Origin of the sequence: Amycolatopsis sp. WAC 01375 (genome assembly GCF_003947325.1) — a bacterium.
Classification (GTDB): Bacteria; Actinomycetota; Actinomycetes; order Mycobacteriales; family Pseudonocardiaceae; genus Amycolatopsis.
In genome coordinates this window covers 90,078-112,914 of record NZ_QHHW01000025.1, presented here as the reverse complement: position 1 = coordinate 112,914, position 22,837 = coordinate 90,078, and the positions used below count along the sequence as shown (strand labels likewise).

Sequence of the window (22,837 nt, the reverse complement as noted above, 5' to 3'; positions counted from 1 at the left end):
CAGGTCGTGGGTACCGCCCGAGCCTACTTCACTACGGTTGCCGCATGACCTACGGGCAACCGCAGTACGGGTACAACCCGCCGCCGAAGAAGTCGAAGGCCTGGCTTTGGATCACTCTCGTGCTGGTCTTCGTCCTGATCGCGGGCGGTGTCGCGTTCACCGGCTTCGTCTCGCCGGGGTTCTTCAAGGCCAAGGCGGACACCACCTCGCGCGCGACGCCGGAGCAGCTGAGCCAGTCGTTCGTGAACGGCGTCGCCGAAGACCGTGTCAGTCAGCTCTGGTGCTCGATCCGCTCGAAGCGGTCCTACACCTTCGAGCAGACCATGGCCGTCTCGGACGGCGCACAGTTGAGCACGCCCGCGCACCAGCGTGCGGCGCAGGAGTACTCGGCCGCGTTCACCGCCGCGGGTCAGACCGTCGGGATCGCGATGATCCCCGGCGAGGGCGGCTGGTGCGTGCGTGACGCCAAGGTCGGCGGCGAGCCCGAGCCGCTGCCGGGCATCGAGACGAAGCCGTCGCCGCGGCCCGACGTCAAGACCGGGGAAGAGGCGGGTAACAAGTTCGTCGACGCGATCAACACGCGTGACATCCCGGCGGCGTTGTCCGTGCTGTGCGAGAAGGTGCCCGACACGACCCGCGACGGCGTGCAGCAGATCATCCACGGCGAGGCCAGGTACACCGTCGGGAAGGCCGACCTGCTGACCACGGCCGAGCAGACGATCCTGCATCTCGCGGGCGAGGTCGACGGCGTCCGGCGGCCCGGGCGGATCGAGACCGACGACAGTGCCGAAGGCGGGCCCTGCGTGGCTTCTTTTTCACCCGACTCCGACTGAGCTCGCATCAGTCCTTCGACTGGGGGATGCTCGGAGCGCGTCGCTGGGCGAAGATGAGCCCATTGGCAGCACGCCAACACCGGGTGAGCAGCAGCAGGAGGCACCGTGGCCGATCAGGACTCCTTCGACTACGTCATCGTCGGCGCGGGCAGCGCGGGATGCGTGCTGGCGAACCGGCTGAGTGAGGATCCGTCAGCGCGGGTGCTGCTGCTCGAAGCGGGTGGCGAGGACGACGCGGACGAAATCCACATCCCCGCGGCGTTCCCCGGTCTGTTCAAGACGAAGTGGGACTGGAACTACGAGACGGTCGAGCAGAAGCACACCGGCAAGACCCTGTACTGGCCGCGCGGGAAGACGCTCGGCGGCTGTTCCTCGATCAACGCGATGATCTACATCCGCGGCAACCGCGCGGACTACGACGGCTGGCGTGACGGACACGGCGCCGAGGGCTGGGGTTTCGACGACGTCCTGCCGTACTTCAAACGGGCGGAAGGCAACCAGCGGCTCGGCGGACCGCTGCACGGGACCGACGGGCCGCTGCATGTCGAGGACCGCCGCTTCACCCACGAGCTGTCCCACGCCTGGGTGGATTCCGCGGTCGCCTGGGGCCTCAAGCGCACCGACGACTTCAACGGCGAGTCGCAGGAAGGCGCCGGCGTCTACCAGGTGACCTGCAAGAAGGGCCGCCGCTGGTCGACGGCCGACGCGTACCTGCGGCCCGCGTTGTCGCGTCCGAACCTCACCGTGCGGACCAACGCCCAAGCCACGCGCGTGGTGTTCGAAGGTACCCGCGCCATCGGTGTGTCCTATTTGGACGAAGGTGTCGAGACGACGGCGCGCGCGTCGGCCGAAGTCCTGCTGAGCGGCGGCGCGGTGAACTCGCCGCAGCTGCTGATGCTCTCCGGGGTCGGCCCGGCGGAACACCTGCGGGAACACGGGATCGACGTCGTGGCCGCGCTTCCCGGTGTCGGCGAAAACCTGCACGACCACCCCGCCTGCGGGATCATCTGGTCGACCCGCGGCACCACCGACCTGGTGGACGCGGCGACGCCGGGCGGACTGGTGCGCTACCAGCTCACCAAACGCGGGCCGCTGGCCTCGAACATCGGCGAGGCGGGCGCCTTCTTCCCCGCGGCGGACGGCGTCTCACCGCCGGACATGCAGATCCACGTCGCGCCGACGTTGTTCTACGACAACGGAATGCGCGAGCCGACGGTACCCGGCTTCACGTCGGCGGCGACCCTGGTGGACGTCGCGAGCCGAGGGCGGCTGCGGTTGAAGTCGTCGAATCCCCTGTGGAAGCCCGAAATCGATCCGGCTTACTACGCCGAGTCCGTGGACATGGAGAAGATGCTGGCCGGGATGCGGGCGCTGGTGGAGATCGGGAAGTCCGGTCCGCTCGCGCGGTACCTGGACAAGCCGTTCCTGCCGGAGCGCCACGACCTGACCGACAGCGAACTGGCCGACTACGTGCGCGAGAAGACGCAGACGCTGTACCACCCTGTCGGGACCTGCTCGATGGGAACGGGCGAGAACGCCGTCGTCGACCCGTCGCTGAAGGTGCGCGGGGTGGACGGGCTGCGAGTGGTGGACGCGTCGGTGATGCCCGTGGTGCCGCGCGGGAACACGAACGCGCCGACGATCATGGTGGCGGAGAAGGCCGCGGACCTCATCCGGGGTTCGTGACGTTCCCTTTCACGCCTCCGTAAATGCTAGGAACGGTCCTTTCCTTGCAAATTTCGCAAGGAAAGGACCGTTCCTAGCACGAGGGGGTTGACAGGCGGCAGGTCAGCGTTTCCCGTGCAGCACCGTGATCAGCTTCGCCACCAGCGCGTCGGTCTTTTCCTTGCGGGAGAACGAGGTCAGCACGATCGGCGCGGTGAAGCGCTGCCGCGCGACGGCCTTCGGCCGGGCGAATTCGCGCAGGCCTTCCGGGCCGTGGATCCGGCCGAAGCCCGAGTCGCCGACGCCGCCGAAGGGCAGCGAAGCGATACCGGCGAAGGAAAGCGGCGCGTTGATCGACGTCATGCCGGTGCGCAGGCGGGCGGCCAGTTCCAGGCCGCGCGACTTCGAGAACACCGTCGAACCGAGGCCGTACTTCGTGTCGTTGGCCTTCTCGACGGCCTCGTCCATGTCGCGGACCTTGGCGATGGTGACGGTCGGGCCGAACGTCTCCTCCTTGACCGCCGAGGAGTCCTCCGGCACGTCGACGAGCACCGTCGGCTGCACGTAGCGGTCGCCGACCGCGTCGACGCCGCCGACCAGCGCCTTGCCGCCACGTTCGATGGCGTCCGCGATGTGGCGTTTGATCACCGCGAGCTGCGAAGGCATCGTCACCGGGCCGTACTGCGCGGCCGCGTCCGAACCGGCCCGCACGTCCTTCGACTTCTCGACGACCTTCGCGACGAACTCGTCGTGCACGCGTTCGTGGACGTACACGCGCTCGACACCGATGCAGGTCTGGCCCGAGTTGGAGAACGCGCCCCAGACGGTCGCGTCGGCGGCGGCCTCGAGGTCGGCGTCCGCGTCGACCAGGACCGCGTCCTTGCCGCCCGCCTCGATGATCACCGGGGTCAGCGTCTCGGCGGCCGCGGCCATGATCTTCTTGCCCGTGCCGGTCGAACCGGTGAAGGCGATCTTGTCGACGCCTCCGCTGACGAGCGATGCGCCGGTCTCGCCGAAGCCGGTGATCAGCTGCAGCACCGGCCATTCCGGGACGACCTCGTTGAAGGCGTCGACCAGCCATTTCCCGACGCCGGGTGTGTACTCGCTCGGCTTGAAGACGACGGCGTTGCCGGCGGCGAGGGCGTAGGCGATGGAGCCGAGCGGTGTGAACACCGGGTAGTTCCAGGGGCCGATCACGCCCACGACGCCGAGCGGCTGGTATTCGACCGTCGCCGCCTGGTTCGACATCATCAGCCCGGCCGCGCGGCGCTGCTTGCCGAGGATCTTGCGCGCGTGCTTGCCCGCCCACGCGATGTGCTCGATGGCGAGGACGCTCTCCAGCTGGGCGTCGGCGATCGGCTTCCCGGTCTCGTCGCGCACGACCTGGCACAGCTGCGGCAGCCTGCGGGTGATGACGCCCTTCCAGCGGCGCAGGCGTTCGGCGCGGCCGTCGAAGCCGAGCCCGGCCCACCATTCGGCGGCGTCCTTCGCGCGGGCGATGGCGGCGCGGACGTCCTCCCTGGTGTGCACCGGGTAGGTGCCCACGACCTCGTCGGTCGCCGGGCTGAGGGAATCGAAGGTCTCCCCCACGCTGTGCGCGGTCGGCTTCGGCTGGACTGCGGTCATCGACTTCTCCCGTGTCTCGGCTCAAAGCCCAGGCTACGACGTTACTGACGGCGTGCCAATAGCTCGCCTGGGGCGTGCCACCAGCATCGCACAGGAGACGAGGGCCGCAAGGACACCGAGGAGCGGGGCCAGCCAGACCGGCAGCACCCCGATCGCCAGCGAGCCCAGCCCGAAGCCCGACGCCTGCACGGTGAAGGCCAGCGAGAACCCCTCCGACCGGCGGCGTTCCGGCAGCAGCTTCTGCAGATTGACCGACGAGACGGCCATCAGCGGACCGGTGCAGAGCCCGATCAGCGCGACCCCGCCGAGCAGCCCGGCCCAGCCGAAGCCCGCCGAAACCACGATCCCGCCGAGCACGAAACCGGCAAGGAACAGCCGCGGATCGCCGGCCTTCCCCAGCGCCGCGTAGAGCGCGCTCCCGCCGAGGCTGGCGCCGCACAGCACCACGATGACGATCGCCGTCGCCGAGTCGGGTGCGCCGAGACGCTGGACGAGCGGCAGCAGGCCGACCTCGATGGTCGACAGCAGGAGCCCGACGGTGAACAATCCCGCCAGCCAGGGCACACAAGCGGCGACCGGGATCGACTGGCGCTCGACTGTCCTTTGTGGAGCCCTAGGGGCGTTTCGCCGAGGTACGAGCAACGCCGCGAGCAGCGCGACGACGGCCATCGCGAGAATCGGGACGACCGGACCGGACGTCGCCAGGAGCGCCACCAGCAGCGGTCCGCCGACGATGACCCCTTCGAGGATCATCGCGTCCACCGAAACCGCCCTGGGCAGTTCCTCGTCGGTCACCGTCGCGGCGAGCAGTGTCCGGAAACCGCCGTTCAACCCGCCCGCGACCAGCCCCGGCGGGATCGCCAGCGCGAGCAGCACCCAGTCCGGGGCTCCGGCGGAAGCGACCGCGGCCAGCAGGAACAGTCCCGCGGCGACCAGCGGAAGCAGCACGACGAGACCGCGCGCGGGGCCGACGCGGTCGAGCAGCCGTCCCGTCGGCACGGCGCCGACCATCTCGGCGGCGACGAAAACGGCCATCATGATCCCGCCGAGCCGGTACGAACCGGTCGTCGCGGTGGTCAGCACCGTGAAGGCCAGTGGCGCCATCATGCCGGGCAGCCGGTTCAGCTGCACCCCCGCCGACCAGCGCCAATACCCGGAATTACGCAGCAACGTCATGCCACGAACACTGCCGAACACAGTCTGGTGCCGACCATTGATTAGGGCATAGCCTAATCCGATGATCGAGCTGATCCTGACCGCCGAGAGCGCCAACCGCGTCCGCTTCGGCATCTCCCCGCTCGACGAGACCATGGGCGCGATGCAGACGCTGCTCGGACGGCGCGGGCATCCCAGTCATCTGCCATGGCTGCGCGAGGCCGCCGCGAAACTGCCGGACCTGCCCATCGACGGCTTCGCGAAGGTGATGAGCGCGCGGCACTACATCACCGACTTCCTCAGCCCGCCGCCGAGCGGGCCGGAGACCACCGCGTCCGCCCAGCTGGCCGAAATCCGCCGCACGCCACCGGAGCAGGTCGCGCACGAACTGTCCAAAGTAGACGCGGACCTGAGCGGCCTGCCCGAAGATCCCGGCGAGGCAAGGGATCTACTGGCCTGCCAGATGGAGATCGCCTGGACCGAGCTGGTCGAGCCGCACTGGCCACGGATGCGCCGCTTCCTCGTCGCCGACATCGAGGAGCGCTCGCGACGACTGGCCGCCGGCGGGATCGCACTGGTATGCGAAGACATCCACCCGCGCGTGCGGCTCGTCGACGACGTCCTGGTGATCGAGATGAAGGAACGCGGCCGCGTCCACCTCGACCGACGCGGATTGCTGCTGATCCCCGGCGTCTTCGCGTGGCCTTCGGTCGGGGTGATCACGATGGAGCCGTGGCAGCCTTCGCTGCTGTACCCGGCGCGCGGGGTGGCCGAACTCTGGTCGGATCCCGAACGCCCGCCCGACGCGCTCGCGGGAGTGCTCGGCCGGACGAAGGCCGCCTTGCTGACGACGCTCAACGAACCCGCGAGCACCACCGAACTGGCGCGCAGGCTGGGCTTCTCCGCGCCGACGGTCTCTCAGCATCTGACCGCGATGCGCGCGGCGGGCCTGCTCGACACGCGGCGGCGCGGCCGCGAAGTGCGCTACCTGCGCACCGAACTTGGCGACGCCCTGATCCGGGCATAGGCTGGAAATGACCGACCGCGAAGGAGAACCCTGATGCGTATTGTCCATTTTGGACACGCTTGCACCCTTCTGGAGACCGAGGGCGCGCGGATCCTGATCGACCCCGGCACCTTCTCGGCGGGCTTCGAAGGCGAGCGTGAGCTCGACGCCATCCTGATCACCCACCAGCATTTCGACCACCTCGACGTGGACAGGCTGCCCGCGCTGCTGGCGGCGAATCCCGGCGTGCGGCTGATCGTCGACCCCGGTTCCGCCGAGGCGGTGGGGAAGCTCGGCGCCGAGTTCCAGATCGCGAACCCCGGCGACGCCTTCGAAATCGGTTCCAGCGCCGTCAACGTCGTCGGCGGCCGGCACGCGGTGATCCACGAGGAGATCCCGGTGATCCCGAACGTCGGCTACCTCGTCGACCACGGCGCGTTCTACCACCCCGGCGACTCGTTCTTCGTGCCGGAACAGAAGATCGACGTCCTCGGCCTGCCCACCGGTGCCCCGTGGCTCAAGGCAGGCGAGGCGGTCGACTACCTGCGTGCGGTGTCGCCGCGCCTCGCCGTCCCGATCCACGAAGCCGTCCTGGCGCGGCCGCAGATGCACTACGGCCTGTTCACCAACCTCGCCCCGGAAGGCACCGAGGTGAAGGTGCTGGATGTCGGGGAGCCGGTGAAGCTCTAGCGGTAAGCCAGTTTCCGCACCAGGATCTCCGCCGGTCCCCGATACGACCGCCGGTGCATCAGGTACGCGACGACGACCGTCAGCAGCCACACGCCGAGCCCGCAGGCGGCCGCCACGAACGTCTCACCGCCCAGCCCCAGCATGAACGGCGGCGCGAGGATCAGCCACGCCACCGACTGGAACAGGTACGCGCTCAGCGTGCGCTGGCCGAGGGCGGAGATCGCGGTGACCACGACGCCGCGGCGTTTCTTCCCGACGGCCATGCCGATGAGACCGAACAGGCTGATGTAGCCGATCGCGCCGAACAGGCCCGCGCCCTCGTACATCAGCTTGGCGAGCCCGGCGGTTTCCTCGTCCATGCCGAGGTAGTCGCCGGCGAAGAGCCCCATCGGCAACGCGCCCGCGATCGCGACACCGAAGCCGCCGAACAGGCCGAAGAGGAGAAGCCTTCGATTCGGTTCCTCCAAGACGCGCTTCTTCGCGGCCCAAGCGCCCACCCAGACGAAGAGGATCGACGACAGCAGGATCGCCGTGGTCATCGGCCATTCCGTGAGCCGCTCGCGCACGGCGTCGCCGTACGTCGGCGCCAGGAAGGACGGGTCCTCGACGGAGGGGAACGCCGCCGCGCCGCCAGTGTTCCCGCTGATCACCAGGTACATCAGCACCGCGAGGTAGCAGAGGCCGAAGCACAGGTACAGCACCGGAAGCCGATAGAAACCCTTGCCACGCCTCAAAAGCAGCAGGGTGAACACCATGCCGATCACACCGTACGCGCCGAGCACGTCGCCGGAGAACAACAGCACCCCGTCGACAGCGCCGAACACCAGCAGCCACGCGTGACGGCGGAGCAGTACTCCGCGCGTCCGCGGCCACGGCTGCCCCAGCGCCTCCTGCCGATCGGCGAACTGCACGATCCCGTAGCCGAGCATCATGCCGAACAACGGCAGCGCGCACGCGTGGACGAGCACGAACAGCGCCACGAAGTACGGCCGTTCCAGGCCCTGCGGCGTCTGGTCGACGCCCGGCGTGTTGCCGAGGAAGACGCTCGCGGTATGCGCCAGCGCGACGAGCAGGAGCGCGAATCCCCTGGCCAGGTCCGGTGCGAGCACGCGCTCGCTCGTCGGTATCGATGTCATGGATCCCCCTTTAGTATCCAACGTACACTAATTAATGTCCGTCGGATACTAATGATGGGAGGGGCGCTTGTCAGCCGGCGTCGACGAGCGCGGCGATGCCGTTGAGGACGACGTCGAGACCGAAGTCGAAGTCGGAGTTCTGTTCGGAGCCACCGAGTCCCGAGGTCAGGAAGCCCGCGGCGTCGGGGAAACGCCCGGGGTCGATCAGCTCGGCGAGGCCCCTACCGTAGGCCTGCTCGGCCTGATCCTGGCTCAATCCACTGTCCTTCCTGCCCTCGGCGAGCTGGATGGCCTGCGCGCACGCGAGGCGGACGTACCCGCCGACCAGCACCAGGATTCCGCCTTTGGTGCCCCAGTCGAGACCGGTGTCGCGCAGCGTGCGCAGGATCGCGTCCATCCAGGCGACCGCGTGCGGGCCCGCCGGCGGACCGGAAAGCGGCAGCTCGACCAGCCACGGGTGCTTCATCAGGACATCGCGGTTGGCCTCGGCCAACGTGGTCAGCTCCGCCCGCCAATCGCCGGTGGGCTCCACCGGCGGCGGATCGCCGATGGCGAAGTCGGCCATCAGCTCCAGCAGCTCCGCCTTCGAACCGATGTGGCGGTACAGCGACATCTTCGTGACGCCCAGGTCCTTCGCCACACTCGCCAGCGTCACATTCACGACGCCTTCGCGATCGGCGAGGGCCACCGCGGCCGCCACGACACCGTCGATGTCGAGCACCGACGGCCTGCCGCGCGTCGGGCGCTCCGCTCGCCGCCAGAGCCGCAACAGCGTCGCCGGTGCGTCACCCTGGTCGGTCATCCCGACAATTTAACCCGCGTTCGCGAGAGCGAGCCGTAGGTGGTTCCGAAAGCGCGGTTCTCCAGCGAGACGTCGACCGCGTCGAGGAACGCCTGCCGCAGCCCCGGCCGGGCGAGGTCCGCCGCGTCGATGCCGAGCCGCACCAGCCCGCCGCGGCGCGCGGCCCTCGCGGCGGCCAGCACCAGCGCGAAACACCGGACGGTCTCCGTCCGGTGCGACGGCCCGCCGAACTCCTGCACCCTGGCTCGCTGGACCTGGCCGGACACCAGATCCCGCACCGAGACCAGATCCGCGCACAGCCGGAACCCGTGCTCACGAAGGGCCTGCAGGGTGCCCTCCGACGCGATCCAGCGCGGCGGCGCGAATCCGTCGACGGCCATGCCGTTGGCGTCGAGCGCCGCCTTCGCCGCGATCAGCCGCAGCCGCGCCTCATGCGCGGGAAGAGCCGCGAACTCGGCGCGTTTGCCCAGGTGGACGGCGCGATGGGTGGGTGGGATCCGGTGGTCGTAACCGTGCAGGAGGACGGAGTCGCCGTTCTCGCGGCGCGTCCGGATCCACTCGGTTACAGGGCCCTCGCCGGTCCTGGCGGCGTAGAGCACGGACATCGGGACCTTGCGCCGGTCGAGCTCGGCCGCGAGGTCGGCACAGCGGTGCAACGTCCGGGTGGTCACGCCGGACAGGGAAACCAGCAAACGTGCGTCCACGGTCCCCATTGCGCCAGCCCGGGCTTGCGGCGGACTGACAACGGGATGAACGCGGCCGGTCAGGCGGGCCAATCCTGCAGCGACCGGCCGGTGATGCGTTCGTACGACTCGATGTACCTCGCCCGCGTGGCGGCGACGATGTCCTCGGGCAAGGGTGGTGACCCCGGTCTGTCCCGGCGGTGCCAGCCGGACGCCGGACTGGTGAGCCAGTCCCGCAGCGGCTGCTTGTCGAACGAAGGCTGCGGGCTGTCCGGCGCGTAGCCGCCGGCAGGCCAGTAACGCGACGAATCCGGGGTCAGGACCTCGTCGGCGAGCACGAGGTTCCCCTCACGGTCGATGCCGAATTCGAGCTTCGTGTCCGCGAGCAGGATGCCGCGTTCGGCGGCGAACTCCGCGCCCCGGCGATACACCGCCAACGTCGCCTCCCGGACTTCCTCGGCCCGCTCGCGGCCGAGCTGCCCGACCACGTCGGAGAAGGCGATGTTCTCGTCGTGCGAGCCGCGGTCGGCCTTGGTCGCGGGGGTGAAGATGGGTTCGGGGAGCCGGGAGGAATCGGTCAGGCCAGGAGGAAGTTCGACGCCGCAAACCGTGCCGCGCGCGCGATAATCGGCGAGACCGGTACCGGTGAGATAACCGCGGGCGACGGCTTCGAACGGCAGCATCGCCAGCCGCCGCACCAGCAGCGCGCGGCCGCGGACCTCGGCGGGGATGCGTTCGTCTTCGTAGGAGACCAGGTGGTTGGGGAGGACATCGGAGAGCAGGGAGAACCAGAACACGCTCATCGCGGTGAGCACTCGCCCTTTGTCCGGGATGGGCGTGTCGAAGACGACGTCGTAGGCGGAGATCCGGTCCGAAGTGACGAGCAGCAGATGCTCGTCATCGACGGCGTAGAGCTCACGGATCTTGCCGGCGGCGATCTTCGGGTATTCGAGCGTCGTCACGGCTGCACCCTAGCGATCAAGGATGATGGCTGATCATGCCGATCCACTGCGTTTCGTTCACGACCGACTACGGACTGTGCGACGGTTTCGTGGCCGCGTGCCACGGGGTGATCGCGCGGATCGCGCCGTCCGTCCGGGTGATCGACGTGAGCCACGGGATCCCTCCGCAGCAGGTCAGGACCGGCGCCGAGGTACTCGCCCAGACCGTGCCGTACCTGCCGGAGTCCGTCCATCTCGCCGTCGTGGATCCCGGCGTCGGCACGGCGCGGCGCGGCGTCGTGGTGGTCACTGAACGCGGAATGCTCGTCGGCCCGGACAACGGGCTCCTCATTCCCGCCGCCGAAACACTCAGCGGGGTGATAGCCGCGTACGAACTAGCGGCACCGGATTACCGCCTTCCGGTGACTTCGTCGACGTTCCACGGTCGCGATGTCTTCGCCCCCGCGGTGGCGCATCTCGCGCTCGGGGTCGCTCCGGAGGAGTTCGGGCCGCGCGTCGACGACCTCGTGCGGCTGCCGGACCCGTTCGTCGCGGTGTTCCCCGGCAAACTGGTGACCGAGGTGCTCACGGTCGACCACTTCGGCAACGTCCAGCTGGCCGCGAGCCCCGCCGACCTCGAACTGGCCGGGCTGTCCGGCACGGTCTCGGTCAGCAGCGAACACGTCCTGGTGAAAGCGCTGATCGGCGACACCTTCGGCACGGTGCCGCCGGGCCGGAACGTGCTCTACACCGATTCCGCGGGACGGCTCGCGGTCGCCGTGAACGGCGGCTCGGCGTCGGCCGTGCTCGGGCTGGGGCCCGCCCAGGAGTGCACGATCACCTCGTCGCCGACGGACACCTGACCCGGCCCGGTCACCGCCATCTTGATCCCGAACGAGACGCCGCCCTCCGGTTCGCGGCGGTAGTCGGCGAGCGAACGGATCGGCTCGGGACCGGCCTTCTTTCCGGTGTCCTGGTCGACCATCGGCACCGTGCAGCGGACGCAGACCTTGGCGTACCCGAGTTCGAGGCCGCCGGCGGCGAGCGAGCGGACGTCGTCCTCGCGGTGCGCCTCCGGCCAGCCCGCGACGACGATGTTGGGCCGGAATCGGTCCATCGGCACGGCTTCGGCTCCGCGTGACGCGATCCGCTCGTTCAGACCGTCCAAAGAGGACTCGGAGGTGAGCAGGATCGCGTGCGCGTCGGCGAAGGCCGCGGTGCCGGGGATCTCGCCGTTGGTGACGCGCTCGTGCTCCGGCGTGAGCCCGACGAGCACCGACGGCAGGCCGAGGACGTCGGAGAACCACTCGGCGGCCTCGTCACCTTGGTGGACGCCCTTGCCCTGCCAGGTGAACGTCGCCGCGGAATGCCGCGGGCCGTCGGCGACCGTCTCGACCAGGAGATCTTCGACGCCGGGAGCGGCGAGCCGCAGACGGGCGCCGTCGCCGGTCACCTCGGCCCGGATCGAGGCCATCACCGGCTGCTTCCGCTGGCTACGGAACTCGCCGTCGGCCGACACGACCATCCAGGCACGGTCGAACCTGAGGCCCGCCGGGGTGACGTCGGCCGTTTTCACCGACGTCCCCGCGCAGCCCTTGACGGGGTAATAGACCAGCTTCGCCACTCTCGCCATGACCGCAGGTTAGCGAGTCAGACCTCGTGAGTGGTAAGCGACGGTTCGCGGCTTCGGTACAGGTGGTCGTGAGTGGCGAGGATGAGCGGGCTGCTGCTTCAGTGCTTCCGATGGGGCCGCCGTCGAGCCCTTATGTCGTGAAGGGCCCCTTTGAGACCTTCAACGTCTCAAAGGGGCCCTTCACGACATCCCCACGACCGCGAAAACTCACGTGAGCGCCTGACTGGAGGCCTTCAGGTACTCAGGGAGGGCCTTCGCGCGCAACTGTTGTGACTGCTGGTGCTTGTGGGGCGAACGTGGCGGTCACCGAGTCCGTGCTGGGGGATCAACCGCAGCCGGAACCCACGTAGATACCTAAGGCACTCTTGGCTCTAACCCGATCGCCACGGCCGACCCCAACCGGTTCACAGCACCTGCGACAGGAACCTCTGAAGCCGCTCGCTACGCGGAGCGTCGAAGATTGCCTCCGGAGCCCCCTGTTCGACGATCTTCCCGTCGTCCATGAACGCGACCTCGTCGGCGACGCCGCGCGCGAACCCCATCTCGTGGGTGACCACGAGCAGCGTCAGGCCGCGCTCGGCAAGCCCCGCCATCAGGGTGAGGACGCCCTTGACCAGCTCCGGGTCCAGCGCGCTGGTCGCCTCGTCGAACAGCATGACCTCGGGCTCCATGGCGAGCGCACGCGCGATCGCGACCCGCTGCTGCTGCCCGCCCGAGAGCGCGCTCGGCCGGTACGGCGCCTTGTCGGCGAGGCCGACCTCGGCGAGCCGGGCGTGCGCGATCTCCGCGGCCTCCGCCTTGCCGAGTTTGCGGACGCTGCGCAGCGGCAGGGTGATGTTGTCCAGCACGCTGCGATGCCCGAACAGGTTGAAGTGCTGGAACACCATCCCGACCCGCTGGCGCAGCGCGTCCGGATCGGACGAGATGACGCTCTCGCCGCCCAGCAGCAGGTCGCCCGAATCCGGCTCTTGTAGCCGGTTCACACAGCGCAGCAGGGTCGATTTGCCGGAACCGGACGGCCCGATGACGCAGGTCGTGCGGCCCTTCTCGACCTTGAGATTCACCCCCTTCAACACTTCGAGGGTGCCGAAGGAGACATGGATGTCGCGGAGTTCGACGCTCGAAGAACGTACGGCGGTCGTCATGACATCGGCACCTTTCCGCTGTTCAGGAGGCCCAGTTCGCCGCCGTCGTCGTCGACGCGGATCTTCCTGCCGGTGCGCAGCTTCTTGTCGATGTAGTTGACCAGATGCGTCAGCGGCACGGTGATCACCAGGTAGAAGAACCCGGCCGCGACCAACGGCGACAGGTTCCCGGTGTTGGCCGCGAGGTCCTGCCCGATCCGGAACAGGTCACGCTGCTCGGCGAGGAAGCCGAGGAAGTACACCAGGCTGGAGTCCTTGATCAGCGCGATGAACTGGTTCACCAGCGCGGGCAGCACCCGCCGCACGCCCTGCGGGATGACGACGAGCGTCATCGCCTTGGTGTAGCTCATGCCCAGCGCGCGGCTGGCCTCCATCTGTCCTTTTTCGACACTCTGGATGCCGGCGCGGAAGATCTCGCCGATGTAGGCGGCCGCGATCAGGCTGAGCGCCAGAATGCCGAGCGGGTAGGTGTTCCTCGCCATCGACGGGATGAGGATCCCGCCGCCCTGCCCGATCACCAGGATGGTCAGGATCGCGGGCAGGCCGCGGAAGATGTCGGTGTACACCCGGGCGGGCCAGCGCAGCCACACCTTGCTGGACAGGCCCATCGTGGCCAGCACCATGCCGAGCACGGTGCCGATCAGCGCCGAGAACACCGACATGATCAGCGTGTTCAGCAGGCCGGTCCCGAGGAGGTCCGGGAAGACCTCCCAGATGTACTCCCAATTCAGGAAGGTGTTGAGGAAATCGTCCACTTACTTCTGCCCGGCCTTGAATTCCACGGGCACCGGCGCGTTCGGTTCGAACCGCCGGTGCACCCTTTCCCATGTCCCGTCGGCGATGACCGCCTTGAGACCCGCGTTGATCTTGCCCGCGAGTTCGGTGTTGCCCTTCTTCACGGCGAATCCGTGCGGGATGGTCGTGGTGATCGCCTTGACCACCTTGAGCTTCGAGTCCGGGTTCTTCGCCGCGTAGTCCTCGGCGGTCGCCTGGTCGAAGATCGCGCCGTCGATCGCGCCCGATTTGAGCGCGGCCAGTGTCGCGGCGTCCTGCGGGAACCGCACGGCCTGCGCGGCGGGCGCGTTGGCCGCCAGCCAGCTGTCCGACACCGTGCCCTGGACGACACCGATCCGCTTGCCCGCCAACGAGTTCTCGTCGGTGATGCCGACGCCCTCGCGGGTCTCGATGCCGAGTGACTGGTAGTTGTACGGCGCCGAGAAGTCGACCGTCCTACGGCGTTCGTCGGTCTGCGAGATACCGGAACTGCCGATGTCGAACTTGCCGTTCGCGACCTGGCTCAGCAGGGCCGAGAATTCCGTGGAGACGAACTCGAGCTTCAGGTTCTGGTGCGCGGCGATGGCCTTCAGCAGCTCGTTGTCGAAGCCGGTGAACACGCCGTTTTCCTGATAGGCGTTGGGTTTCGAGTCGCTGAGGGTGCCGACGCGCAGCGTGTTGCCGCTCGCGTTCTCGCCGCCGCCGCACGCCGCCAGCACCGCCACAAGGGCTGCACCGACGACGGCGGCGAGTGACTTCTTCATCGTGATCCTCACGCCTTGAACTGATCCGGGACCGGGGCCGTCGGCAGGAACTTCTCGTGCAGTTTGACCCAGGTGCCGTCGGCGATGACCTGCTTCAGGCCCTCGTTGATCTTGGTGAGCAGCTCCGCGTTGCCCTTCTTCACCGCGAAGCCGTGGGGCACGTCGGTGGTGAAGGACTTGACGATCTTGAGCTTCACGTCGGCGCTGTCCTTGACGTTCGTCTCGGCGATCGCCTGGTCGAGGACGTAGGCGTCGACGGCACCGCTCTTGAGCGCGGCCAGCGCCGGGGCGTACCCGGGGAAGCGCACGGCCTGCGCGTCCGGCACGGTCGAGGTCAGCCACTTGTCGCCGACGGTCGCCTGGATGACCGCGACCCGCTTGCCGGACAAGGCCTTCTCGTCGGTGATCGGCGAGCCGTCCTTGGTCTGGATACTCATCACTTCGAAGTTGTACGGGCTGGAGAAGTCGACGTTCTTCTTGCGCTCGTCGGTCTGCGCGATGGCCGAGCTGCCGATGTCGAACTGGTTGTTCGCGACCTGGCCCAGCAGCGACGAGAAGTCGGTCGAGGCGAACTCGAGCTTCAGGTTCTGCTTGGCGGCGATGGCCTTGAGCAACTCGTTGTCGAAGCCGGTGTAGTTGCCGTTCTCGACGTAGATGTTCGGCGGCGCGTCGCTCAGCGTCCCGACGCGCAGGGTCTTCTCGGTGGCGGACTCGCCGCCACCGCAGGCGGCGAGCACGGCGACGAGGCCGGCGGCCAGCGTGGTGAGGAAGGCTTTCTTCATGGTGTTCAGACCCCCGCGTTCTGGACGGGCAGGCCGGGGCCGCCCTTTTCGAGTTCCTTGGGCAGCGGCTCGGTCTTGAAGAACTGAGCGTGCAGGCGGGCGACGGTGCCGTCCGCCACGGCCTTCGCGAGGCCGTCGTTGAGCTTCTTCAGCAGGTCCTTGTTGTCCTTGCGGACGGCGAACGCGGACGGCGTGTCCTTGGTCTCGACGGTGTAGCCGAACTCCAGCGGCACGCCCGGATTCTGATCGATGTACTTCTGCCCGATGTCCTTCGGCACGACCCACCCGTCCAGGCTGCCCGCTTTCAGCTGCGCGAAACCCGCGTTGTAGTCGGGGAAGCGCACGACGTTGGCGCCGGGCACCTTGCCGGTGGCGAAGTCGTCCTGGACGGACGCCTGCACGACGCCGAGCCGCTTGCCGTTGAAGGCGCCGACGTCCTTGAGGGCAGCGCCCTTCTTGGTGAGGATCGTGGTGAACCCGGTGCTGTAGCCGTTGCTGAACGCGACGGTCTTCTTGCGGGCCTCGGTGGTGGAGATCGTGGAGCTGCCGATGTCGAACTTGTTGGTGGCGACGGCGGCCAGCAGGCCGGCGAACTCGGTGCCGACGAACTCGACCTCGAAGCCCTCGCGCTTCGCGATGTCGCGCAGCAGTTCGTTGTCGTAGCCGGTGAAGGTGCCGTTCTCCAGGTAGATGGACGGCGGCGCGTCGGTCAGGGTGCCGACCCGCAGCTTCTGGGCGGTCGAGCCCGCGTCACCGGAGCCGCAGGCGGCGAGGGCGAGGGTGGCCGCTCCGGCCGTGACGACGGCGACGAATTTCGACAGCGTGGATCTCATCGCTTCTTCCGTGGGGTTCGGCGCGCAGGGCGCGATACAAACACGCCAGGCCGCCTCATGGGCGGCCTGGCGCTCCGGGTTCAGCGATCGAGATTAGGCATTTCGCCCGATCGAGTAACTTCGTCTCACTCTGTGAACGCCCCGCGGTGGGGCTGATCACAGGTCAGAGGATCGGGGCCGGCGAGTAGTTCGCCGCCTCCGGGAAACGCGCCAGGACGCCTTCGACACGCGACGCGATCGCGGCCACCTGGCGGGGCGCGACACCGGTGAACGAGATCCGGTCGGCGAGGAGTTTGTCCAGCTCACCGCGGTCGAGCGGGATGCGTTCGTCGGCGGCGAGCCGGTCGAGGAGGTCGTTCTCCGCGAGCCCCCGCTCCCGCATCGCGAGCGCGACGCCGACGGCGTTCTCCTTGATCGCCTCGTGAGCGGTTTCACGCCCGACCCCCGCGCGGACCGAGGCCATGAGCACCTTGGTGGTCGCGAGGAACGGCAGATAGCGATCGAGCTCACGCGAAATGACCGCCGGGAAGGCGCCGAACTCGGCCAGCACCGTGAGGAACGTCTCCAGCAGACCGTCGAGCGCGAAGAACGCGTCGGGCAGCGCGACCCGGCGGACGACGGAGTCGGACACGTCGCCTTCGTTCCACTGGTCGCCGGCGAGCTCGCCGATCATCGACAGGTAGCCGCGCAGCACCACGGCGAGCCCGTTGACCCGCTCGCACGAACGCGTGTTCATCTTGTGCGGCATGGCCGACGAGCCGACCTGGCCCGGTTTGAAGCCCTCGGTGACCAGTTCGTGGCCCGCCATCAGGCGGATCGTCTTCGCCAGGCTCGACGGCGCCGCGGCCAGCTGGACCACGGTGGACAGCACGTCGAAGTCGAGCGAGCGCGGGTACACCTGGCCGACGCTGGTGAACACGTTCTCGAAGCCGAGGTGGGCCGCGACCCGCGACTCCAGTTCGTCCAAAGTGGACTCGTCACCGAGCAGGTCGAGCATGTCCTGCGCGGTGCCGACCGGGCCCTTGATGCCGCGCAGCGGGTACCGCTCGATCAGGTTCTCGAGCCGGTCGAACGCGACGAGCAGTTCGTCGGCGGCGGTGGCGAACCGCTTGCCAAGGGTCGTCGCCTGCGCGGCGACGTTGTGCGAACGGCCCGCCATCACCGTGTCGGCGTGTTCGACCGCGATCGCGGCGAGCCGGGCGAGCACCGCGCCGACCCGCGAGCGCACCAGCTCGAGCGAGCGCCGCACCTGCAGCTGCTCGACGTTCTCGGTGAGGTCACGCGACGTCATGCCCTTGTGGACGTGTTCGTGTCCGGCGAGCGCGTTGAACTCCTCGATGCGGGCCTTCACGTCGTGCCGGGTGACGCGCTCGCGCGCGGCGATCGAGTCGAGGTCGACCTGCTCCAGCACGCGTTCGTAGTCGGCGACGACACCGTCCGGCACCTCGACGCCGAGGTCGGCCTGCGCGCGGAGCACGGCGAGCCAGAGCTCGCGCTCCAGCACGACCTTGCGTTCCGGGGACCACAGTTCGACCAGCTCAGGCGAGGCGTAGCGGCCGGCGAGCACGTTGGGGATGCGGGGCTTGTCCGTCACGCGGCCAGACTAACCCCCCGCAATTCGTCACCTACTTGCGCCACAAAACGCTCGCCCCGAACGCAAGTAGGTGACTAATCGCGGGGGTCGAGGGCGCGTTGGAGCATGCGCGAGGCGGCGGCACGAGGCTCCGGGTCGACCTCGATCAGCGCGTTGACCACGGCGCCGTCGACGAGGGCGACCAGCCGCTCCAGTTCGACGGTGGCCACAGGGGTGCCGGAGCGCGCGAAGATCTCGTGAAGCAGCTCGTACAGCTGCGCGGACAGCGTCCGCATCAGGGGCCGAAGGTACGGGCGACGGCCTGTCCCGACGAGGCGTTCGTAGCGCAGAAGGACCGCTTCGGCGTCGGCCTCGCGATCCGGGCGAAGCGGCCCGAGGAGCATGTCCAGCACCAGGTCGACGGTGGCCTCGACACCGCGGTTGCGGGTCGCCAGCTCGTCGAGGCGCTGCCGTCCGGTCTCCAATTCCACCTTCGCGTGGTGTTCCACGGCGGCGGTGACGAGCTCGTCGAGCGAATCGAAGTAGTACGTCGTCGAGGCCAGCGGCAGCCCGGCGCGTTCGGCGACCGCACGATGCCGCACGGCGTCGAATCCGCCCTCGGCCAGCAACGACGCGGCGGCCTCGATGAGCTCGGCACGGCGTCGCTCACCCTTCGGCGTTGTCGCTGCGGCGGTCATGGCGGGCTATTTTGCCAGGTCGGTCAGTAGCGGGCGGCGAGCACGCCGACAAGCCTGTCGACGTCGGACTCGGAGAAGGCGGGCCTGCCCGAGCCGTCGCCGAGGCTCACCACGACCACCAGCGAACCCTTGCCGGTGGTCCGCTGCGCGCTGGACGCGCCGGCCGGCAGCGACGGGACGGCCGCGCCCGCGGGGAAGACCGCCGCGGAGACCGTGCCGCCGGGCACTTGGAACCCCGCGGACCTGGCTCCCGTCGTACAGATGTCGCCGGGCGTCGACTTGGCGACATCCACGGGGACCGGGAGCTCGCCAGCGAGGGCGGTGGCGAGCTCCCGGTCCACCTGGTCGCACCCGTAGGTGCCTTCGGCCGTCATCTGGCCGGTCCTCTCTGGCCCGTCGCCCCCCTGCTGAGGCGGCGGGTTCGAGAAGTTCGAGGGGTCCCCGCTGTCAAGAGGACGTGCGGACGCGGCCCCGGGTTGCCCGGCGGTCGCCGCTTCTTGATCGGATTTGGCCCCGCTCCCCAGCTGGAGGTCGGTTCCGCCGAGCACGCCGAACATGCCCGCTCCGGCCAAGACCAAAACCACCGCACTACAGGCCACCGCGATACCGTTTCGGCGTCGGGCAGTGGCGCGTTTGGAGGCGCGGACGACGTCGGAAGTGTCGAAGGTCGGCGACGGCGCGTCGCCGGGGGCGTCACGGAACAACGCCTTCAGGTCATTCTCGTCCATCCCGTGCCACCTCCTCCTTCTCCATGACCTGCCTGAGGTTCGCCAGCCCCCGCGCGGTCTGGCTCTTCACGTTTCCTTCGCTGCACCCGAGGGCCTTCGCCGCCGCACCGACGTCGAGCCCCTCGAAGAACCGCAGCACCAGCACGGCCCGCTGTTTCGGGGGCACTTCGCGCAACGCGGCCAGCAGGTGTTCCCTGGTGACGACCTGTTCGCCGAGGTCGAAGCCGTCCTGCGGCGGTTCGGGCAGCTCTTCGGTCTGCCACTCCCGCCGCCACGGCCGCCTCGACTCGTCGATGGCCGCCCTTACCAGCGTCTTCCGCATGTAGGCGTCGGTCGCCGCCCGTTCTCTGATCTTCTTCCACCTCCGGTGCAGCGCGACGAACGCCGTCTGCGCGAGATCGTCCGCGCGATGCCAGTCACCGCAGAGCATGTACGCGGTCCTGCGCACGGAGTCCCGCTTCGCGGCGAAGTACTCCGCGAACTCTTGTTCGTCGCGCTGGTTCACGCGGGTTTTGTCTCCGCTCTTGCCTCGTCGGTGGGTAGGACGGAACCGGGGGCGTCCACGGTTGCATGAGCGGGCGCGGGGGACCAGCCGGGGAGGAGATTCATGGCGGGCCCGACGATGTGATGTGATCGTACCGTGACCTCGCGCTCTCTCCCGTTGATCGATTTCCGCTCCGACACCGTGACCCGGCCGGACGACGTCATGCGCCAGGCGATGGCGGATGCCGAGGTCGGCGACAACGTCCTCGACGGCGATCCGACCGTCGGCGCGCTGGAACAGCGCGCCGCGAAACTGCTCGGCATGCCCGCGGCGCTCTGGACGCCGAGCGGGACCATGGCGAACCTGATCGCGTTGAGCATCCATCTCCAGCGTGGCGACCGGTTCCTCGCGCCGCGCGGCGCGCACGTGATCACCGACGAACTCGGTTCCGCCGCCTGGCTCGCGGGTGGCATGCCGGAGCCGCTGGAGCACGACGCCGGACCGGGACGGCCGACGCCCGAATCGCTTTCGGCCGCGATCGGCAACCCGCGCGGGCCGTACTACGCGCTGCACACCCCGCTGCTGTGCCTGGAGAACACGCACAACTCCGCGGGCGGCGCCGTCACTCCGCCGGACGAGCACGCGCGACTCGTCGCGGTGGCGAAGGAGGCCGGGCTGACCGTGCACCTCGACGGTGCCCGCCTCTGGCACGCGGCCGTCGCGCTGGAGGTCCCGCCCGCGGCGCTCACGGTCGGCGTCGACACCGTCTCCGCCTGCTTCTCCAAGGGGCTCGGCGCACCCGTCGGCTCGGTGGTGGCGGGCAGCCCGGAGTTCATCGGGAAGGCGCGGCGGATGCGTCAGATGCTCGGCGGCGGCATCCGCCAGGGCGGTGTGCTGGCCGCGGCCTGCATGGTCGCGCTGGACCGTGTCGGCGATCTTGCCGAGACCCACGAGAACGCCACACGGCTCGCGACCGGGCTCGCCGAGCACGGCTGGGAGGTCAACACTCCCGACACCAACATCGTGCAGGTCACCGCGCCCGACCTCGAAGGACGGCTGGCGTGGCTGGCCGGGCTCGGCATCCGGACGCTGCCCAGTTCGGGCAAGATCCGCTTCGTGGCGCACCGGGACCTCTCGGCGGCCGACATCGAAGAAACCCTTCAACGCATCAAGACCGGGGGCTGAACGTGAACTGGATCGTCTTCGACTACGGCGACGTCATCAGCGCGCACACCGACGCGCTGCCCACACTGGCCAAGGCCTTCGACCGCGAAGTCGCCGACTTCGAACCGCACTACTGGGCCGAACGGGACCGGTACGACTCCGGCGGCTCGGATCTCGAGTACTGGCAGAGCGTCGGCCGCGCGCTGGATTTCCCGGTCGACAAGGCCTTCGCCGACGAACTGACCAGCATCGACGTCACCGGCTGGACACACGTCGAACCGGACGTTCTCGATCTGCTGGAAGGACTGCACGAAGCGGGCGCGGCACTCGCGCTGCTCTCGAACGCTTCGTCGACCTTCGGACGCTGGGTGCGCGAGCAGGAATGGGCGAACCTGTTCCGCGTGAAGCTCTTCTCCGGCGACCTGGGCTGTATGAAGCCCGACGCGAAGATCTACCGGATCCTGCTCGCCGAACTCGGCGCCGAGCCGGCCGACTGCCTGTTCTTCGACGACCGACAGTCCAATGTGGACGGTGCGCGCGCGGTGGGGATGAAGGCGGAACGCTGGGTCGGCGTGACAACAGCGAAATCTGCTTTCGGCTCTTCGGAGGAATAATTCACCCTCGCCGCTCATCCGCTTACGCGGGGTGAAGCGGATGACCTAAGCTGGTTCGCGTCCCGAACCGAGATTTCCCACGGTAGGTGCCCATGCCTGGTCCAGACGGCCGGCGGCCGCTCGTGCCCGTCGATTTCGATCGGCCGAGTATCGCGCGGGTCTTCGACGCGCTCATGGGCGGCCAGGACAACTACGAGGCCGACCGGGTCGTGCTGCGGCAGGTCCTGGAACTCGCGCCGGATGCCAGGGTCATGGCCAAGGAGGTCCGGCACTGGCTGGTCCGGACGGTGCGGTACCTGACCGACCGGGAAGGCATCGACCAGTTCCTCGACCTCGGTTCCGGCTTCCCGACCTCGGACAACACGCATCAGGTCGCGCAGCGGTACAACCCCGAGGCGCGGGTCGTCTACGTCGACCACGATCCGGTGGTCCAGGCGCACGGCCGCGCGATGCTCGCGGCGAACGACTTCGCACATATGGCGGCCGCCGACCTCACCAAACCGGACGAGGTCATCGAGGAACTCGCGCGCACCCACCGGCTGGAATTCGAGCGACCGGTCGGGTTGATCCTGTGTGCGATCGTCCACCACATCCAGGACCTCGACGAGGCGCGGAAAATCGTCCGCGCCTACGTCGACGCGCTGGCCCCAGGCTCGTTCGTCGCACTGCTGCACCAGCACAATCCCGCCGACGGCACCGAAGCCGCCGACATCGCGACGTCACTCGAAAAACGCTTCAACGGCACAGGGCTGGACACCCTGCACCGGACGCGCGAGGAGATCGAGTCGTTCTTCGAGGGAGTCGACCTCATGGAGCCCGGGCTGACGTACCCGCACCTGTGGTGGCCCGACGGCCCGCGCTTCACCCCGCCTTCGCCCGTGAATTTCACGTCGCTCGGCGGGGTGGCGCGTAAGCCTTAGCGGCGAAGCTGCTTCGGGGTGCCCTTGCCCTTGATGGCGCCGTACGCGGCCGTGCCGAGGAAGACCGCGCCGCCGATGATGGCGATCCAAAAGACGGCCTTCACGAGGAAACCGAGCACGGAACCGAGCACCATGAAGGCCACCCAAGCCAGAATCAGGCCGCCGACGATCTTCCAGAACATGGCATC

At 68.7% G+C, this 22,837-nt stretch carries 25 protein-coding genes; 8 read left to right on the top strand and 17 right to left on the bottom strand.

Features of this window, described 5'->3' with window-relative positions; translation table 11 throughout:
- The first annotated feature begins 44 nt into the window (after positions 1–44).
- Both DL991_RS14725 and DL991_RS14720 read left to right on the top strand, forming a co-directional pair.
- Positions 45–833 (top strand): hypothetical protein, encoded by a 789-nt coding sequence (locus tag DL991_RS14725; protein WP_125784866.1) that lies wholly within the window; start codon positions 45–47, stop codon positions 831–833.
- 105 nt (positions 834–938) lie between these two features.
- Entirely contained in the window at positions 939–2,519 is a 1,581-nt protein-coding gene (locus tag DL991_RS14720; RefSeq protein ID WP_125784865.1) for a GMC family oxidoreductase, read from the top strand.
- Between the two features lie 102 nt (positions 2,520–2,621).
- Here DL991_RS14720 and DL991_RS14715 read toward each other — a convergent pair whose 3' ends face one another.
- Together DL991_RS14715 and DL991_RS14710 are read right to left on the bottom strand one after the other, a co-directional pair.
- On the bottom strand, positions 2,622–4,124 hold the full coding sequence (locus DL991_RS14715) for an aldehyde dehydrogenase family protein (protein ID WP_125784864.1): 1,503 nt from the start codon (positions 4,122–4,124) through the stop codon (positions 2,622–2,624).
- Positions 4,125–4,157: 33 nt separating this feature from the next.
- Positions 4,158–5,300, bottom strand: coding sequence for an MFS transporter (locus tag DL991_RS14710; protein WP_125784863.1), 1,143 nt, complete (start codon positions 5,298–5,300; stop codon positions 4,158–4,160).
- 61 nt (positions 5,301–5,361) lie between these two features.
- On the opposite strand from DL991_RS14710, the gene DL991_RS14705 reads away from it, so the two are divergent.
- Together DL991_RS14705 and DL991_RS14700 are read left to right on the top strand one after the other, a co-directional pair.
- The gene (locus DL991_RS14705; RefSeq protein WP_125784862.1) at positions 5,362–6,306 is read left to right on the top strand and encodes a DUF5937 family protein; all 945 of its coding nucleotides are present in this window, start codon (positions 5,362–5,364) and stop codon (positions 6,304–6,306) included.
- 33 nt (positions 6,307–6,339) lie between these two features.
- Entirely contained in the window at positions 6,340–6,975 is a 636-nt protein-coding gene (locus DL991_RS14700; protein ID WP_125784861.1) for an MBL fold metallo-hydrolase, read from the top strand.
- On the opposite strand, the gene DL991_RS14695 is transcribed toward DL991_RS14700, so the two are convergent.
- The 4 genes from DL991_RS14695 to DL991_RS14680 all read right to left on the bottom strand — a co-directional run bounded on the left by DL991_RS14695 (position 6,972) and on the right by DL991_RS14680 (position 10,558).
- The gene (locus DL991_RS14695) at positions 6,972–8,111 is read right to left on the bottom strand and encodes a DUF418 domain-containing protein (RefSeq protein ID WP_125784860.1); all 1,140 of its coding nucleotides are present in this window, start codon (positions 8,109–8,111) and stop codon (positions 6,972–6,974) included. The genes DL991_RS14700 and DL991_RS14695 overlap by 4 nt on opposite strands.
- A gap of 70 nt (positions 8,112–8,181) precedes the next feature.
- Complete coding sequence (locus tag DL991_RS14690) at positions 8,182–8,913, bottom strand: TetR/AcrR family transcriptional regulator (RefSeq protein WP_125784859.1); 732 nt, start codon at positions 8,911–8,913, stop codon at positions 8,182–8,184.
- Entirely contained in the window at positions 8,910–9,626 is a 717-nt protein-coding gene (locus tag DL991_RS14685) for a DUF2334 domain-containing protein (RefSeq protein WP_199753950.1), read from the bottom strand. Before DL991_RS14685 ends, DL991_RS14690 begins: the two co-directional genes overlap by 4 nt.
- Before the next feature lie 50 nt (positions 9,627–9,676).
- Positions 9,677–10,558, bottom strand: a complete 882-nt coding sequence (locus DL991_RS14680; protein ID WP_125784858.1) for a phosphoribosylaminoimidazolesuccinocarboxamide synthase — start codon at positions 10,556–10,558, stop codon at positions 9,677–9,679.
- Between the two features lie 35 nt (positions 10,559–10,593).
- Here DL991_RS14680 and DL991_RS14675 point away from each other — a divergent pair, with 35 nt between their 5' ends.
- Positions 10,594–11,400, top strand: coding sequence for an S-adenosyl-l-methionine hydroxide adenosyltransferase family protein (locus DL991_RS14675; RefSeq protein WP_125784857.1), 807 nt, complete (start codon positions 10,594–10,596; stop codon positions 11,398–11,400).
- Here the strand turns inward: DL991_RS14675 and DL991_RS14670 are convergent.
- The 10 genes from DL991_RS14670 to DL991_RS14625 form a co-directional block, all read right to left on the bottom strand.
- On the bottom strand, positions 11,283–12,170 hold the full coding sequence (locus tag DL991_RS14670; RefSeq protein WP_199753949.1) for an MOSC domain-containing protein: 888 nt from the start codon (positions 12,168–12,170) through the stop codon (positions 11,283–11,285). The genes DL991_RS14675 and DL991_RS14670 overlap by 118 nt on opposite strands.
- Positions 12,171–12,574: 404 nt before the next feature.
- Positions 12,575–13,315 carry an amino acid ABC transporter ATP-binding protein gene (locus DL991_RS14665; RefSeq protein ID WP_125784856.1) on the bottom strand — a complete coding sequence of 247 codons (741 nt, stop codon included), beginning with the start codon at positions 13,313–13,315 and terminating at the stop codon, positions 12,575–12,577.
- Entirely contained in the window at positions 13,312–14,070 is a 759-nt protein-coding gene (locus DL991_RS14660; RefSeq protein WP_125784855.1) for an amino acid ABC transporter permease, read from the bottom strand. The genes DL991_RS14665 and DL991_RS14660 overlap by 4 nt, the downstream gene beginning before the upstream one ends.
- Positions 14,071–14,853, bottom strand: a complete 783-nt coding sequence (locus tag DL991_RS14655) for an ABC transporter substrate-binding protein (RefSeq protein WP_125784854.1) — start codon at positions 14,851–14,853, stop codon at positions 14,071–14,073.
- An 8-nt stretch (positions 14,854–14,861) separates the two neighbouring features.
- Positions 14,862–15,635 (bottom strand): ABC transporter substrate-binding protein, encoded by a 774-nt coding sequence (locus DL991_RS14650; protein WP_125784853.1) that lies wholly within the window; start codon positions 15,633–15,635, stop codon positions 14,862–14,864.
- A 5-nt stretch (positions 15,636–15,640) separates the two neighbouring features.
- Entirely contained in the window at positions 15,641–16,468 is an 828-nt protein-coding gene (locus tag DL991_RS14645) for an ABC transporter substrate-binding protein (protein WP_125784852.1), read from the bottom strand.
- 163 nt (positions 16,469–16,631) lie between these two features.
- Positions 16,632–18,062, bottom strand: a complete 1,431-nt coding sequence (purB, locus tag DL991_RS14640; protein WP_125784851.1) for an adenylosuccinate lyase — start codon at positions 18,060–18,062, stop codon at positions 16,632–16,634.
- Positions 18,063–18,136: 74 nt separating this feature from the next.
- The gene (locus tag DL991_RS14635) at positions 18,137–18,739 is read right to left on the bottom strand and encodes a TetR/AcrR family transcriptional regulator (protein WP_125784850.1); all 603 of its coding nucleotides are present in this window, start codon (positions 18,737–18,739) and stop codon (positions 18,137–18,139) included.
- A gap of 23 nt (positions 18,740–18,762) precedes the next feature.
- The gene (locus DL991_RS14630; protein ID WP_125784849.1) at positions 18,763–19,467 is read right to left on the bottom strand and encodes a hypothetical protein; all 705 of its coding nucleotides are present in this window, start codon (positions 19,465–19,467) and stop codon (positions 18,763–18,765) included.
- A complete protein-coding gene (locus DL991_RS14625) occupies positions 19,454–19,972 on the bottom strand; it encodes a SigE family RNA polymerase sigma factor (RefSeq protein WP_125784848.1) in 519 nt (172 codons plus the stop codon). Before DL991_RS14625 ends, DL991_RS14630 begins: the two co-directional genes overlap by 14 nt.
- 135 nt (positions 19,973–20,107) lie before the next feature.
- On the opposite strand from DL991_RS14625, the gene DL991_RS14620 reads away from it, so the two are divergent.
- From DL991_RS14620 to DL991_RS14610, 3 genes are all read left to right on the top strand, one after another.
- Positions 20,108–21,136 carry a low specificity L-threonine aldolase gene (locus DL991_RS14620; protein WP_125784847.1) on the top strand — a complete coding sequence of 343 codons (1,029 nt, stop codon included), beginning with the start codon at positions 20,108–20,110 and terminating at the stop codon, positions 21,134–21,136.
- A gap of 2 nt (positions 21,137–21,138) precedes the next feature.
- Entirely contained in the window at positions 21,139–21,729 is a 591-nt protein-coding gene (locus DL991_RS14615) for an HAD family phosphatase (protein WP_125784846.1), read from the top strand.
- Positions 21,730–21,821: 92 nt separating this feature from the next.
- Complete coding sequence (locus DL991_RS14610; protein WP_125784845.1) at positions 21,822–22,649, top strand: SAM-dependent methyltransferase; 828 nt, start codon at positions 21,822–21,824, stop codon at positions 22,647–22,649.
- Here the strand turns inward: DL991_RS14610 and DL991_RS14605 are convergent.
- Positions 22,646–22,831 carry a hypothetical protein gene (locus tag DL991_RS14605; protein ID WP_125784844.1) on the bottom strand — a complete coding sequence of 62 codons (186 nt, stop codon included), beginning with the start codon at positions 22,829–22,831 and terminating at the stop codon, positions 22,646–22,648. The genes DL991_RS14610 and DL991_RS14605 overlap by 4 nt on opposite strands.
- Positions 22,832–22,837: the final 6 nt, after the last annotated feature.